General features: G+C 66.7%; 16 protein-coding genes and 1 riboswitch. Of the genes, 6 read left to right on the plus strand and 10 right to left on the minus strand.

All coding sequences use genetic code 11. The annotated features are described in order from the left end of the window. Window positions 1-362 (plus strand): IS30 family transposase (locus EWE75_RS18355; RefSeq protein ID WP_130159561.1); only part of this gene is annotated, 362 nt, incomplete at its 5' end. 68 nt (window positions 363-430) lie between these two features. Here EWE75_RS18355 and EWE75_RS18360 read toward each other — a convergent pair. Then, on the minus strand, window positions 431-1942 hold the full coding sequence (locus tag EWE75_RS18360; protein WP_130159614.1) for an ABC transporter permease/substrate-binding protein: 1512 nt from the start codon (window positions 1940-1942) through the stop codon (window positions 431-433). A gap of 175 nt (window positions 1943-2117) precedes the next feature. Then, window positions 2118-2897, minus strand: coding sequence for an ATP-binding cassette domain-containing protein (locus EWE75_RS18365; RefSeq protein WP_130159562.1), 780 nt, complete (start codon window positions 2895-2897; stop codon window positions 2118-2120). Window positions 2898-3004: 107 nt separating this feature from the next. On the opposite strand from EWE75_RS18365, the gene EWE75_RS18370 reads away from it, so the two are divergent. From EWE75_RS18370 to thiC, 5 genes are all read left to right on the plus strand, one after another. Beyond that, on the plus strand, window positions 3005-3781 hold the full coding sequence (locus EWE75_RS18370) for an SDR family oxidoreductase (protein WP_130159563.1): 777 nt from the start codon (window positions 3005-3007) through the stop codon (window positions 3779-3781). Between the two features lie 160 nt (window positions 3782-3941). Further along, complete coding sequence (locus tag EWE75_RS18375) at window positions 3942-4826, plus strand: MipA/OmpV family protein (protein ID WP_130159564.1); 885 nt, start codon at window positions 3942-3944, stop codon at window positions 4824-4826. 137 nt (window positions 4827-4963) lie between these two features. Further along, entirely contained in the window at window positions 4964-5917 is a 954-nt protein-coding gene (locus EWE75_RS18380; RefSeq protein ID WP_130159565.1) for a ferritin-like domain-containing protein, read from the plus strand. Between the two features lie 41 nt (window positions 5918-5958). Then, window positions 5959-6978 carry a ferritin-like domain-containing protein gene (locus EWE75_RS18385; RefSeq protein WP_130159566.1) on the plus strand — a complete coding sequence of 340 codons (1020 nt, stop codon included), beginning with the start codon at window positions 5959-5961 and terminating at the stop codon, window positions 6976-6978. Window positions 6979-7032: 54 nt separating this feature from the next. Further along, a riboswitch (TPP riboswitch) is annotated at window positions 7033-7149 on the plus strand. A gap of 41 nt (window positions 7150-7190) precedes the next feature. Beyond that, window positions 7191-9068 carry a phosphomethylpyrimidine synthase ThiC gene (gene thiC, locus EWE75_RS18390; RefSeq protein WP_130159567.1) on the plus strand — a complete coding sequence of 626 codons (1878 nt, stop codon included), beginning with the start codon at window positions 7191-7193 and terminating at the stop codon, window positions 9066-9068. A gap of 35 nt (window positions 9069-9103) precedes the next feature. Here the strand turns inward: thiC and EWE75_RS18395 are convergent, their stop codons facing one another. From EWE75_RS18395 to EWE75_RS18430, 8 genes are all read right to left on the minus strand, one after another. Further along, window positions 9104-9394 carry a type II toxin-antitoxin system RelE/ParE family toxin gene (locus EWE75_RS18395; RefSeq protein WP_130159568.1) on the minus strand — a complete coding sequence of 97 codons (291 nt, stop codon included), beginning with the start codon at window positions 9392-9394 and terminating at the stop codon, window positions 9104-9106. Continuing rightward, window positions 9391-9633, minus strand: coding sequence for a type II toxin-antitoxin system ParD family antitoxin (locus EWE75_RS18400; protein ID WP_130159569.1), 243 nt, complete (start codon window positions 9631-9633; stop codon window positions 9391-9393). Before EWE75_RS18400 ends, EWE75_RS18395 begins: the two co-directional genes overlap by 4 nt. 71 nt (window positions 9634-9704) lie before the next feature. Further along, window positions 9705-9971, minus strand: a complete 267-nt coding sequence (locus tag EWE75_RS18405; RefSeq protein WP_130159570.1) for a Txe/YoeB family addiction module toxin — start codon at window positions 9969-9971, stop codon at window positions 9705-9707. Continuing rightward, window positions 9968-10222 carry a type II toxin-antitoxin system Phd/YefM family antitoxin gene (locus EWE75_RS18410; RefSeq protein ID WP_130159571.1) on the minus strand — a complete coding sequence of 85 codons (255 nt, stop codon included), beginning with the start codon at window positions 10220-10222 and terminating at the stop codon, window positions 9968-9970. Before EWE75_RS18410 ends, EWE75_RS18405 begins: the two co-directional genes overlap by 4 nt. Before the next feature lie 46 nt (window positions 10223-10268). Further along, window positions 10269-10904, minus strand: a complete 636-nt coding sequence (locus EWE75_RS18415) for a 2-dehydro-3-deoxy-6-phosphogalactonate aldolase (RefSeq protein WP_130159572.1) — start codon at window positions 10902-10904, stop codon at window positions 10269-10271. Window positions 10905-10913: 9 nt separating this feature from the next. Continuing rightward, the gene (locus EWE75_RS18420) at window positions 10914-11795 is read right to left on the minus strand and encodes a 2-dehydro-3-deoxygalactonokinase (protein WP_130159573.1); all 882 of its coding nucleotides are present in this window, start codon (window positions 11793-11795) and stop codon (window positions 10914-10916) included. Continuing rightward, window positions 11792-12667, minus strand: coding sequence for an SMP-30/gluconolactonase/LRE family protein (locus EWE75_RS18425; protein ID WP_130159574.1), 876 nt, complete (start codon window positions 12665-12667; stop codon window positions 11792-11794). The genes EWE75_RS18420 and EWE75_RS18425 overlap by 4 nt, the downstream gene beginning before the upstream one ends. After that, window positions 12664-13965: a sugar MFS transporter gene (locus tag EWE75_RS18430; RefSeq protein ID WP_427915796.1), complete on the minus strand. Its 1302-nt coding sequence runs from the start codon at window positions 13963-13965 to the stop codon at window positions 12664-12666. The genes EWE75_RS18425 and EWE75_RS18430 overlap by 4 nt, the downstream gene beginning before the upstream one ends. Between the last annotated feature and the right edge of the window lie 70 nt (window positions 13966-14035).

The raw sequence follows: 14035 nt of genomic DNA on the forward strand, positions 1-14035 counted from the left end.
GCAAAGCCGAACTCACCGCACAGCGGATCGCATATCGGCTCCGTCTCATCCCCGACACCCTGCGAAAAACCATCAGCTTCGATAACGGCACCGAGTTCGCCGAGCATCACCAGCTCCACCAAAGCCTCGGGATCCAGACCTTCTTCTGCGATACTCACAGCCCATGGCAAAAGGGCGGTGTTGAGAACACCATCGGCCGCCTCAGGCGGTTGCTTCCCCGCAAAACCAACCTCGACACCGTCAGCCACAGGAAACTGCGCGCCTATGGCGACCGTCTCAACAACACCCCGCGGAAATGCCTCGACTTCCTGACCCCCGCCGAGGCATTCTCGCAAATCTCAAACGGTGCACTTCAAACGTGAATCCACAGGGTCCAGAGCCACCAGCGCCGCGCCTGCGGCTCTAGACCCCCGCTTTCGCGGGGGAACAGCTAGAGGCCCACCTTCTTCTCCAGCCACCGCGCCGCCTCTTCAGGCGACTTCTTGTCCGCATCGCGATCCACAAGATAATTCGCCTCGCGCATCGTCTCGACCGAAATCCGCCCGATCAACGGCTTCAACACCGCCTGAAACCGCGCGTCTTTCGCATGTTCGGGTGACAGCAGCAGGATCGCGTCATAGCCCGGGATCGCGCCCTTCGGATCACCCAACACCGCCAACTTGTCCGCAGCGATCCGCCCGTCCGATGAAAACGCCGGAATCACATCGGCGGCGCCGCTTTCCAGCGCACGGTACATGAAGGTCGGCTGATACGGGTGCGCCGATCCGAACTCCAGACCATAGGCCCGCTTCACCGCCGCCCATTCGGGCCGGTCGAGAAATTCGATGTCGGTCGCCAACCGCAGCTTGGGCGCGATCGGCACCAGATCGGCGATCGTCTTCACGCCGCGCCGCGCCGCATCGTCTCCGCGCATCGCGAACGCATAGGCATTCTCAAACCCGAGCCCGCCGAGCAAAGTCACACCGCGCGTGCTTGCCGCCCAGTCGCGCACCCCGGCGTAGATCGCGGCACGCGGCGGCACGTCGGTCCGCTTCATCGTATCCGCCCAGATCGTGCCGGTATAATCGACATAGACATCGATATCCCCGCCCGACAGCGCACCGAGCGCGATGCCCGACCCCAGCCCCTCGCGATAAGCAACGCGGTAGCCCGCCGCCTCCAGCCGATGCCCGATCACGCGCGCGAGAATATATTGCTCGGAGAACCCCTTGGCGCCGATCACGACGCGAGTCTCCCCGCTCGGCCACATCGGCGCGAGCGCCACCCCCGCCCCGATCGCCAGCACCACCAGCGCACCCCACACCGCGCCGCGCCGTCGCCTGGCGATGCCACGCTCGACCAGCCCGAGCAGCGCATCGACCGCCAGCGCCAGCGCCGCCGCGCTGAAGCATCCCGCGAGCACCAGCGCCCAGTTCTGCGTCTGCAGGCCAGCGAAGATCATGTCGCCCAAGCTCGGCTGGCCAACCGTGGTGGAGAGCGTCGCCGCGCCGATCGTCCAGACGGCGGCGGTGCGGATGCCCGCCATCACCACCGGCGCGACGAGCGGCGCCTCGACCAGCCGCAGCTTCTGCCACGCGGTCATCCCCACGCCATCTGCCGCCTCGATCACCGCCGGATCGATGCCGGTAAGGCCGGTAACGGCGTTGCGCAGGATCGGCAGCAGCCCGTACAGCGTCAGCGCGAGCAGCGACGGCAGAAAGCCAAGCGCCGGAATCCCGCCGCCGACCAGGGCCGACAGCGACAGCAGCAGCGGATAGAACAGTGCGAGCAGCGCCAGCGTCGGGATCGTCTGGATCAGGCTCGCGAACCCGAGCGCGAACCGCGCCACCCCCGGCCGCCGCGCCGACACGATCGCCAGCGGCAGGCTGATGACGATCCCCAGCAGCAACGCCGAGAACGCCAGCACCAGATGCTGCGCCAGCAACGGCGGCACCCGCCCCATCGCGTCGAGGAAGGCGCTCACGCCGCGCCCCCGCTAAAAACGTCCGGTCGTCCCGAGCGCCGCTTCCCCCGCTCCGTTCGTGCCGAGCGAAGTCGAGGCACCGGCCTCAGCGCTCCATGCATGCCCCTCGACTTCGCTCGGGACGAACGGATCACGGGGCGCAGCAAAGCTTCCATCACCCCCCGCCCCCGATCTCACGCAGCCGCCGCGCCTGTTCGCGCGGCACCGCCACCAGCGCGTCGGCCTCCGCCCCGCCCTCACCCGCCAGCAGCGCCTGCGGGGTCGCATCGGCGACGATCCGCCCGCCCGCCATCACCAGCACGCGATCGGCGAGGATCAGCGCCTCGGCCATGTCATGCGTCACCATGATCGTGGTGAGTCCAAGCCGGTCATGCAACGCGCGGATCGCGATGCCGAGCTGGTCGCGCGTCACCGGATCGAGCGCGCCGAACGGCTCGTCCATCAGCATCAGCCCCGGCTCCAGCGCGAGCGCGCGCGCCACCCCAACACGCTGGCGCTGCCCGCCCGAGAGCGCATCGGGCATGCGCCCAGCAAAGTCGCGTGGCAGATCGACCAGATCGAGCAAGTCCGCGACACGCCCGGCGCGATCCTTGCCGCCGGTCAGCCGCAGTCCGATCGCGATATTCTCCCCGACGTTCATATGCGGGAACAGGCCGATGTTCTGGAACACATAGCCGATCCGCCGCCGCAACAGATGCGCGTCGCCCGCTGCCACGTCCGCGTCGCCGATGCGGATACCGCCCGCGCTCGGTTCGATCAGCCGGTTGACCATTTTGAGCAAGGTCGACTTGCCCGATCCCGACGCCCCGACCAGCGCGACGAAGCTGCCGCCCGCGATCTCGACCGAAATATCGTCGACCGCGACCGCGCCGGGATAGCGCTTCGAAACGCGATCGAACGCCACCGACGGGCCGGAAACGCGGGACGCTGGCATCGCGCTTGTTGTGCTGGAGCCGCCCGGCAACGTCAAACCCCAAGTTCCCCCGCCCTCGCGGGGGAACGGCGATTTCACCGACGCAGTAACCTCGATATGGGGGAAGCATGGCCAAATCGATCTTCATCACCGGCGGCGCCTCCGGCATCGGCCGCGCGACCGCGATCCTGTTCGCGCAGCGCGGCTGGCGAGTCGGGCTGGCGGATATCGACGAAGCCGGCCTCGCCGCGACGCGCAGGCTGCTGCCGCCCGGCATGGTCGAGACCTATGTCATGGACGTGCGCGACCGCACCGGCTGGGGCACCACACTCGACGCCTTCACCGCATCCAGCGCCGGCCAGTTCGACGTGCTGTTCAACAATGCCGGCATCGCCACCGGCGGCCCGCTCACCGCGACCGGCTTCGACGCGATCGACCGAACCGTTGCGATCAATGTCACCGGCGTGCTCAACGGCGCGAAGATCGGCCACGCCTATCTCGCGCGCACGCCCGGCGCGTGCCTGCTCAACACCGCTTCGGCTTCGGCGATCTACGGCAGCGCCGGCCTCGCCACCTATTCAGCGACCAAATTCGCGGTGCGCGGGCTGACCGAGGCGCTCGATGTCGAATGGGCGCGCGACGGCATCCGCGTCCGCGCGATCGTCCCCGCCTTCATCGAAACCCCGCTGCTCGACGGCACGGTCGACGGCAGCAACCGCACGATCCGCGAAACGGTCAGCGCCGCAGGCTTCGAACTCACGCCCGTAGAAGCGGTCGCGCAGGCGGCATGGGACGCCGTCCACGGCACGCGCGTCCACACCTATGTCGGGCGCACCGCGCACATCATGGCGCTCGCCGCGCGGTTCGCCCCGGCAATGCTGCGCAAACGCATGCGGCGCGACTGACCCCGAGCCGCTTTCCCGGTGAGAAACGAACGCGATCGTTGCACTTTGGCAACGCAGGTGCAGCAAAGTGCGGAGGCGTCGAAAGTTGCGGAGCGATTTGGACGGGCTCGGCGTTACGGCCCCGTAATATGCTCGCGCCCAATATGACAGGGAGTTCTCAGTGCCGAATATCATCCGCCGTGGCCTAGCCGCCGTTCTTCCGATCGCAGCCGTGTTGGGCGCCGCGCCCGCGCTCGCGCAGAGCGCCGCACCCGCCGCACAGGACAATGCCGATCTCGCCTCCAAGTTCGGCGGCGACAACGTGACGGTCGGCGTCGCGGCAGCCTATGTGCCCGATTACGAAGGCTCGGACAACTACCGCTTCGTGCCGGCGCCGCTGGTGATCGGCCAGTTCAAGGGCTTCGCGTTCAGTGTCATCGGCAACCGCGCCAGCCTTGATCTCATCCCCAACAACCCCGGCGACAAGATCGATTTCCAGCTCGGGCCGATCGCAGTGCTCAACTTCGATCGCACCAAGCTCAAGGACATCGACGATCGCGCGATCCGCCGGCTTGGCAAGGTCGATACCGCGATCGAACTCGGCGGCTATGTCGGCATCGGCAAGACCGGCATCATCACCAGCCCCTACGACAAACTCTCGATCTCGGTGAGCTACCGTCACGACGTCAACAACGCGCATGACAGCGAGATCTGGCAGCCGGCGATCAACTATCTCACCCCGCTCAGCCGCAAGGCGGCGGTCGGCCTCACCGCGTCCGCCAACCGCGTCGGCAGCGGCTATGCGCAGACCTATTACAGCATCACGCCGCAGCAGAGCCTGTCGAGCGGCCTGCCGGTCTACAACGCCAAGGCCGGCTGGAAGAACTATCAGCTCGGCGGCTATGTCACGTATGCGCTGACCGGCGACCTGCTCCAGGGTTTCAAGCTGATCGCGGGCGGCGCGTATTCGCGCCTGCTCGGCGACTATTCCTACAGCCCGATCGTGCGGCTGCAGGGCAAGCCCAGCCAGTGGATCGGCGCGCTCGGGGTTGCGTACACCTTCTAAAACGTCTCTACGGGGCGCATGTGTGCGTGCCTCCGCGACTCCGGCCGTTCCCGCCTGCCAAGGGCGAGAGCGGCCGTGGCGTATCCGGTTCCGGGCGGGGTGCGCACCCTGGCTCAAGGTGACATGCCGGAAGGACGATGATGACTGCCCTGCACGAGGACTCCCTCGATACGCGTAACGAGCGCCGTGAATTTTTCCGCACCGCGCTCGGCGCCGCTGCGATCACCGCCACGGGCGCCGCCGCCCTTACGATCACGTCGATCGCACGCGCGGATACCGTCGCCGATTCGTCGCTGTTCAATTTCGCGCTCAACTTCGAATATCTGCTCGGGCAGTTCTACGGCCTCGCCGCCAACGGCGCCGGCCTTCCCGCCGCGCAGTTGACGGGCGCGGGCACTGCCGGCGCCGTCACCGGCGGCCGCCAGGCGACCTTCACCGATCCCGTCGTCGCGCAGATCGCCAGCGAGTTCGCGAGCGAGGCCGCCGCGCGCGTCGCCTTCCTGCGCACCACCACCGGCGCCGACGTGATCGCCCAGCCCAAGATCGATCTCGACGTGACCGCGACAGCCGCGTTCAGCACCGCGATGCGCGCCGCCGGCCTCGTCGCCTCGGGCACCGGCTTCGATGTCTATGCGAACGACAGCAACTTCCTGCTCGCCGCCTTCTTCCTCGAAGACGTCGTCGCAACCGCGTATCGCGGCCTCGTCACCAGCGTGACCGATGCCACCAACCGCGAGTCGATGGTCGGCCTGCTCGGCGCGGCGTCGTACCGCGCCGGCACGATCCGCACCCTGCTTTACGCCAAGGGCGCCGCCAGTGGATCGACGCTGCGCGCCAATGCGGACGCGATCTCGAACGTGCGCGACGCGCTCGACGGCACCACCGACGACGATCAGGGCATCTCGCCGACCACCGACGCGAACAGCAATCTGGTCTCGAACATCACCCCGGCAGGCCCGGACGGCATCGCTTTCGGCCGCGCGGCCACCTCGGTGCTCAATATCGTTTATCTCAACAGCCTCGCGGTTGCGGTGGGCGGCTTCTTCCCCGCCGGCGTCAACGGCGCGACCGTCACCAGCGGCGCGAACTGATCCTCGCCGCACGCTCTCGAATTCCGCCCGGAGACTTTCCCGTGACTGATATACTCTCGACCACGCCGAGCACCGCCGAAGATAGCCGCCGCCTCGCGCGTCGCCACTTCCTGCGCACGACCGGCCAGATCACCGTTGCAGCCGGCGGCCTCGCGCTGCTCAGCGCCTGCGGCGGCAGTGACAATTCGGGCGGTACGGTGACCCCCACGCCGACCCCGACCTCGACCAACACCGCCGCGATCATCAACGCCGATGCGCTCAACCTCGCGCTCAACTTCGCCTATCTGCAGGCGCAGTTCTTCGCGTTCGCCACGACCGGCGCCAACATCTCGGCGATCGCCGACACCCCGGCACATCCCGGCGGCGGCGCCGCGCTCCTCACCGGCACCGGCCAGCAAGGCACCGTGACGGGCGGTCGCGCGGTGAGCTTCAGCAATCCCACTATCGCGCAATACGCCCGCGAGATCGCCGCCGATGATCTCGCGCACCTCGCCTTCCTGCGCTCGGCGCTGGGATCGTCGGCGGTGGCGATGCCCTCGCTCAACATCGATGGCAGCGCGAGCGGCGCGTTCAGCACCTTCGCTCAGGCCGCCGGCTATGTCGCGTCGGGCGTCACGTTCGATCCCTATGCCAGCGATCTCAACTTCCTGCTCGCCGCCTTCATCTTCAAGGATGTCGCGGTAACGGCGTACAAGGGCGTGACGACCCTGTTGTCGAGCACGCTCACGCTCGATGCCGCTGCCGGGCTGCTCACCACGCAGGCCTATCATGCCGCGTTGATCCGCACGACACTCTACACGATGGGCCAGGGCACCGCCGCCGGCCAGTTCAGCAACGCACGCGACACTTTCGATGGCTCGGCCGATATCGACCAGGGCATCACCGGCACCGCGACCACGGCCAACATCGTGCCCGCCGACGCGCAGGGCCGCGTCTACACCCGCACCGCCGGTCAGGTACTCAACGTCGCCTATCAGAACCGCGCGGCGGTCACGTTGGGCGGCTTCTTCCCCGCCGGCGCCAACGGCAACATCAAGACCAGCGCGGCAAGCAACGCCTGAAACACGCGTTAACGCGGCGGGTCTTTCCAACCCGCCGCAAAGCCGCTACGCTCGCGTCATTCCCCGGGGAGCCATCAGGCTGAGAGGGGCGGTGCAAATCCGCCCGACCCGTAGAACCTGATCCGGCCCCTTCACGGGCTTACCGGCGTAGGGAGGGAACGGCCTTTTTCTCATCGGAAAGTCCGTTTTCTCCCATTTGAGGAGACGACGAGATGGCCGACCTTCCCACCCGCACCGAAATCGGCGTCACCACCGGCCCCATCCGTGGGTCGAAGAAGATCCACGTCCCCTCGCCCAACATCCCCGGCGCGGGCGTGGCAATGCGCGAGATCCACCTCGAACCCGGCTCGGGCGAAGCACCGCTGCGCGTGTACGACACCTCCGGTCCCTACACCGATCCCGATACGCTGATCGACATCAACACCGGCCTTGCCGAACTGCGGCGCGGCTGGATCGAAGCGCGCGGCGATGTCGAGAGCTATGACGCGCGCCAGATCAAGCCCGAGGACAACGGCCTGTCCGGCCCCGACCGCTCCGCCGGCGTGCCGCAATATCCCAATGTCGTGAAGCGCCCGCTCCGCGCCAAAGCCGGCGCGAACGTCAGCCAGATGCACTATGCGCGCCGCGGCATCATCACCCCCGAAATGGAATATGTCGCGATCCGCGAGAATCTCGGCCGCGCCGAGCTCAAGGAAAAGCTTGTCCGCGACGGGCAGGATTGGGGCGCGTCGATCCCCGATTACGTCACCCCCGAATTCGTCCGCGACGAAGTCGCGCGCGGCCGGGCGATCATCCCCTCGAACATCAACCACCCCGAGAGCGAACCGATGGCGATCGGGCGCAACTTCCTCGTCAAGATCAACGCCAACATCGGCAACTCAGCGGTCGCCTCGAACGTGGCGAGCGAAGTCGACAAGATGGTCTGGTCGATCCGCTGGGGCGCGGACACGGTGATGGACCTCTCCACCGGCCGCAACATCCACGACACGCGCGAATGGATCATCCGCAACTCGCCCGTGCCGATCGGCACCGTGCCGATCTATCAGGCGCTGGAGAAAGTCGGCGGCGTCGCCGAAGATCTGACGTGGGAGGTGTTCCGCGACACGCTGATCGAGCAGGCCGAACAGGGCGTCGACTATTTCACCATCCACGCCGGCGTGCGCCTGCCCTACATCCCGATGACCGCCAAGCGCGTCACCGGCATCGTCTCGCGCGGCGGCTCGATCATGGCGAAATGGTGCCTCGCGCACCACAAGGAGAGCTTCCTCTACGAGCGCTTCGACGAGATCACCGAGATCATGAAGGCGTATGACATCGCCTATTCGCTCGGTGACGGTCTGCGCCCCGGCTCGAACGCCGACGCCAACGACGAGGCGCAGTTCGCCGAACTCTACACGCTCGGCGAACTCACCAAGCGCGCCTGGGAACAGGACGTTCAGGTGATGATCGAAGGCCCCGGCCATGTGCCGATGCACAAGATCAAGGAAAACATGGACAAGCAGCTCGCCGCCTGCGGCGAGGCGCCGTTCTACACGCTCGGGCCGCTCGTTACCGATATCGCACCGGGCTACGATCACATCACCAGCGGCATCGGCGCCGCGATGATCGGCTGGTTCGGCACCGCAATGCTCTGCTACGTGACGCCCAAGGAACATCTCGGCCTGCCCGACCGCGACGACGTGAAAGTCGGCGTGGTGACATACAAACTCGCCGCGCACGCCGCCGATCTCGCCAAGGGCCACCCCGCCGCCAAGCTCCGTGACGACGCACTGAGCCGCGCCCGCTTCGATTTCCGCTGGCGCGACCAGTTCAACCTCTCGCTCGACCCCGATACCGCCGAGCAGTTCCACGACCAGACATTGCCAGCGGAGGGTGCCAAGACCGCGCATTTCTGCTCGATGTGCGGCCCGAAATTCTGTTCGATGAAAATCTCGCAGGAGGTGCGGGACTTCGCGGCGAAGCAGAACGCCCCGGTGGAGAGCTTCGTCGCGGCCGAGGATGCCGAAGCGGGCATGGCCGAGATGAGCAAGGTCTTCAAGGAAACCGGCAGCGAACTGTACATGGGTTCCGGCGGGCGGGAGCATGATTGACGCGCCGCCACGGTGAGGTTGGCTCTCGCCGCCGCCTAAAGGTGGCGGTCGGGGTCCATCGCTTTGTGGAGAACGCGCAAGATCATCACCTCTTCGGGATCGATCTGATAATAGAGGCGATGCTCACCGGCAGGTATACTGCGGAGGCCGGGACATAGATCGTCCCGCGCCGCGCCGAGGCCGGGGAAATCCGCCAGCCGGGTCGCCGTCATGTTGATGGTCTGGAGATAGTGTTCGGCTTTGGCGCGTCCGTGCGTGGCGATGCCGTAGTCGAGGATCGATTCGAGATCAGCGTCCGCGCTCTCGCTGAGCGCAACGCGGATCACACCAAACCGTCCCGCTTTCGCCGATCCGCAATGATATCGTCGATCGTCCGATCGCTAACCCCGGACGCGCGCCCCTCATCGATCGCCGCCCGCAACCGCTCAAGCTGCTCGGTCGCCGCCTGATCGCGCCGCACCAGATCGCGCACATAGTCGCTGGTGCTGCTGTAATCGCCGTCGGCGACACGCCGCTCCGCCCAGCTCTTGAGCTTGTCGGGGATCGAGATGTTCATCTGCGCCATGTCGCGCTTATACGATTTTGCGCTAAGTTTGACAATTACAGTTCTACTGCCGACGCTACAATCGGTACTGGTCAGTAATGGTAACGACAGCTCAGGACTTCCAGCGCCTGCGTGTCACCGCTGCCCGTGACCCGATACACAAGCCGATGCTCGCTGTTGATGCGACGTGACCACCACCCGCTTAGGTTTTTCCGAAGCGGCTCGGGTTTGCCCGTTCCACGAAACGGATCGCGTAAACATTCGCCGAGCAATGTATTGATCCGCTCCAGCACCTTAGGGTCTTCACGCGACCAACCGACATAATCGTGCCAAGCATCGGCCCGGAACACGATCTTCACGGCTGGATCAACTCATGCTCCTCGCCGAGTCCAGCATCGAGTTCCTTGATCCCGTCCAGCAGATGCTTAGCATTGGCGGGGGATGCCAGCAGATGCATCGTTTCCTGCATCCCCTCCCACTCGCTTTCAGACACCAGCACGACGCTCTCGCCCTTCGGGCGTGCGATGGCGATCGGCGCCTTGTCGGCAACGACGCGGTCGAGCACGGCCTTGAGGTTGGCGCGGGTTTCGGAAACGCTGAGAATCTGCATGGCAGACTTGTACGGGATTGCGTACAGAACTGCAACCGCAGCGCAGCTACCCCGCCGTTGCCACCTTCCACGCCGCCGTCAGCGCTGCCGCGCGTTCGCCGACCACCGCCGCGCTGTCGCCCGGCTTGAACAGCGCACCGCCCACGCCGATGCCCTCGGCGCCGCCGTCCAGCCAATCCTTGAACGTCTCGGCGCTGGTGCCGCCGACCGCCCACACCGCGACATCGCGCGGCAGCACGTCGCGCACCGCCTTCAGATAGGCCGGGCCGAGGCTCGCGCCGGGGAACAGCTTCAACCGGCGCGCGCCGGCGGCGATCGCCTGGAACGCCTCGCTCGGCGTCATGAAGCCGGGCAGCACCTCCAGCCCCAGCGCCACCGCGCGCGCGATCACCGCCGGGTTAGTGTTGGGCGTCACCATAAGCCGCCCGCCGGCTTCCACCAGCGCCTCGACCGCCTCGACGCTCAGCACCGTGCCGCCGCCGATCAGCGCACGGTCGCCGAACGCTTGCGTCATCGCGGCGATGCTCTTGAGCGGCTCGGGCGAGTTGAACGGCACTTCAAGGATACGGATGCCATTGTCGATCAGCGCCGCCGCCACGTCGAGCGCCTCGTCGGGGCGAAGCCCGCGCAGGATTGCGGCGACCGGGGGCACGCCCTCGCCGAGCAGTTGGTCTAGCGTCATCAGAACCTCCTAGGATAATCCGGCGAGCACACAGGCATCGCCATCAAGCCGCCGCACCGCAGTGCGGCCCTGCGCAAACGCCGCTGCGTAGCGATCGGCAAGGCGCGGATCGCCGATGATGGTCACGCGGCCCGCACCGCCAAGCATGGCGCGCATCTCGACGATCTCGCCACCGATCACCAGCCCCGACAGATAGCCGAGCGCCCAGTCGGGCGTCTTGCCGCCGCGCAATTGCATCGCCCGCGCGCCGAACAGCGCGCTCAGCACGCCGGTTTCCGCGCGCGCGAGGCCAGCCGCGAAACCCTCCGCCTCGACACCCGCATCACCAGCCGCCAGCCCGCGCGCCAGCGTCGAATGCGTCCGCAGCAGCGCGAACAGTTCGCCGGTCAGGATGGTGCGGAAGCCGGTGATCGCACCATCCTCGATCACCGCCCATTTGCTGTGCGTGCCGGGCAGGATGACGATGTGCCGCCCCGTCGCCAGTTCGGGCGACAGCGCGAGCGCGCCGTAAAGCTGCGTTTCCTCGCCGCGCATCACATCGGGCACACCATCCGCATCCGCGCAGGCCAGACCGGCCATGATCGAAACCGGCACGCCATCGAGCGTCAGATCGGTAGCGGCGGCGAACCAGTCATCGCGCGACGCCGGACACTCGGCATAAGGCACCTCCCGCCAGCCGTCACGCGCGCCGACCATCCCGCACAGCCGGATCGCCTCGGGCGCGCCCGCCGCCAGCCAGGGGCCGAGCGCCGCACGCAGCACCGCCTCGGGTACGATTCCGGGCGTACCGATCCCGTCGCCGAAGGCGCGGTCGGTTACGACGCCATTCTCGACACGGAACAGCCGCAGCCGCGTGGTGCCCCAGTCGCCTAGAACGATATACCCGCTCACGCGCTCAGCTTCACCTCGGGCAGTGCCACGCCCGGCGCGGGAGCGTCGAACGCGAACAGCCCGCCGGCGAGCGGCTGGCCGTTCAGTTCGGCCTCCGACAGACCCTTACGCGCGGTGGTGACATAGCCGGTGCGCAGGTCCGGCCCGCCGAACGTCACCTTGGTGACGTTGGCGCATGGCATCGCCACCGTCGCGATCAGCGTGCCGTCGGGCGCATAGCGCCGCGCCTGCCAGCCACCCCACAGCCCGACCCACACGCAACCTTCCGAATCGACCGTCACGCCGTCGGGATGGCCGTCCGCCTCGGCGATCTTCACGAACACGTCGCCATGCGCGAGGCTGGTGCCCGCCGAAATGTCGCAGCGATAGATCGTCCGCCCGAGCGTATCGACGTGATAGATCGTGTTGCCATCGCCGCTCACCGCCGGACCGTTGGTGATGACGCACTCGCCGCCGACGGCGCGCAGGTCGGTCACGTCGAACAGATGGATCGCGCCGGTATTGGCCGCTTCCTCATTGTCCATCGTGCCGAGCCACAGCCGGCCCGAGGCATCGACGGTCGCGTCGTTGGTGCGGTTGTGCGCGGGCATGTCGATCTTCGCGATCGGGCCGGCAAGCTTGCCGTCCTCCAGCAGATACAGCCCATCGACCGATCCGACCAGCAGCTTGCCGCCCTCGGCGGGCACGATGAAGCTCGGCATCCCGCCGACCTCGAACGACTGGCGATCGTCGCTTGCGGGATCGTAGCGATGGACCTTGCCGCCCTTGATGTCGACGAACCACAAGGCGTTCTCGCGGCCGATCCACGCCGGCCCCTCGCCCAATGTCGCTTCGACCGGCCAGACGAGGCGGGGTTCGATCATATCGCTCATTTCGCGTCCTCAGCCGAAACCCGGCAGCCCCACAAAGCGTACAGCAGCACGACGACCTCGCACGCGGCGGTCAGCGCGAACGACGCCTGCAAGCCATACCGATCCGCGAGCACCCCCTGCACGAACACCAAGGCACCGCCGGCGATCGCCATGATCATCAGCCCTGAACCCTCTTCGGTCAGCGGCCCAAGGCCACGGATCGCGAGCGTGAAGATCGTCGGGAACATGATCGAGTGGAACAGACCGACCAGAATCAGCGCCCACATCGCGGTGTGGCCGGTGGTGGCCAGCACCGCCAGCATCACCAGCAACGCGCCGCCCGCGAACACCGCCAGCACGTCCTCGGCGCGGAACTTCTGCATGATCGCGGAGCCGGCGAACCGGCCGACCATCATGCCGCCCCACAGCAACGTCAGATATTGCCCGGCCTGCTCATGCGTCAGATCGGCGATATCGGGCTGGCTGACGAAATTGACGAACAGATTGGCCACACCGATCTCGGCGAGCAGATACGCGATCATCGTCGGAATACCGAACACCAACGCGCGATGCTTCCACAGCGACAGGCTCTTGCGCTCTTCCTTGGCGACGCGGCTGGTGGCGTTCTGGCCGATCACCGGCAGCGGGAAGCGCGCGATCACCACCGCGAGCACGACCAGCACGATCGCGACGAGCAGATAGGGCAGCACCACCGAATGCGCGTCGGCAAGCCGCTCCGCCGGGGTCAGGATGCGGCCCGCCTTGGCGGTGCCGCCGACCGACCGGCCGAGGATCAGATACGCGCCGAACGCCGGCGCCAGCATCGTGCCAGCCGAGTTCATCGCCTGCACCAGATTGAGCCGCGACGACGCGGTCTCGGGCGATCCGATCACCGCGACATAGGGGTTGGCCGCGACCTGAAGCAGCGTGATGCCGCTGGCGATCACGAACAGCATGACGAGCGTCACGCCATAGGACGGGATCGACGCCGCGAGGATCATGCCGAGCGCGCCCGCCGCCATGATGGCGAGGCCGGTGACGAGCGACTTCTGGTAGCCGATCCGTTCGATCAGCTTGGCCGAGGGGATCGACATGACGCCATAAGCGATGAACCAAACCGACTCGATCGCGGTGGTCTGCCCGTAGCTCAGGTCGAACACGCTGCGCAGATGCGGCAGCAGCGTGTTGTTGATGACGGTGATGAACCCCCACATGAAAAACAATGTGGCGAGCAACGTCAGCGCCGGCCCGTAAGACCGTCCGCCGTTAGAGGCGGGCGACACGGCACCGCCTCCCGAATTCAAGATTGGACCTGCCACACACCCTCACGAGCTGATTGATTCTGTAATTGTATGAGTATATCTCGCGGTCGGAGCCGTCAATGCGATC

It is taken from the genome of Sphingomonas populi (assembly GCF_004208535.1).
GTDB classification, from domain to species: domain Bacteria; phylum Pseudomonadota; class Alphaproteobacteria; order Sphingomonadales; family Sphingomonadaceae; genus Sphingomonas; species Sphingomonas populi.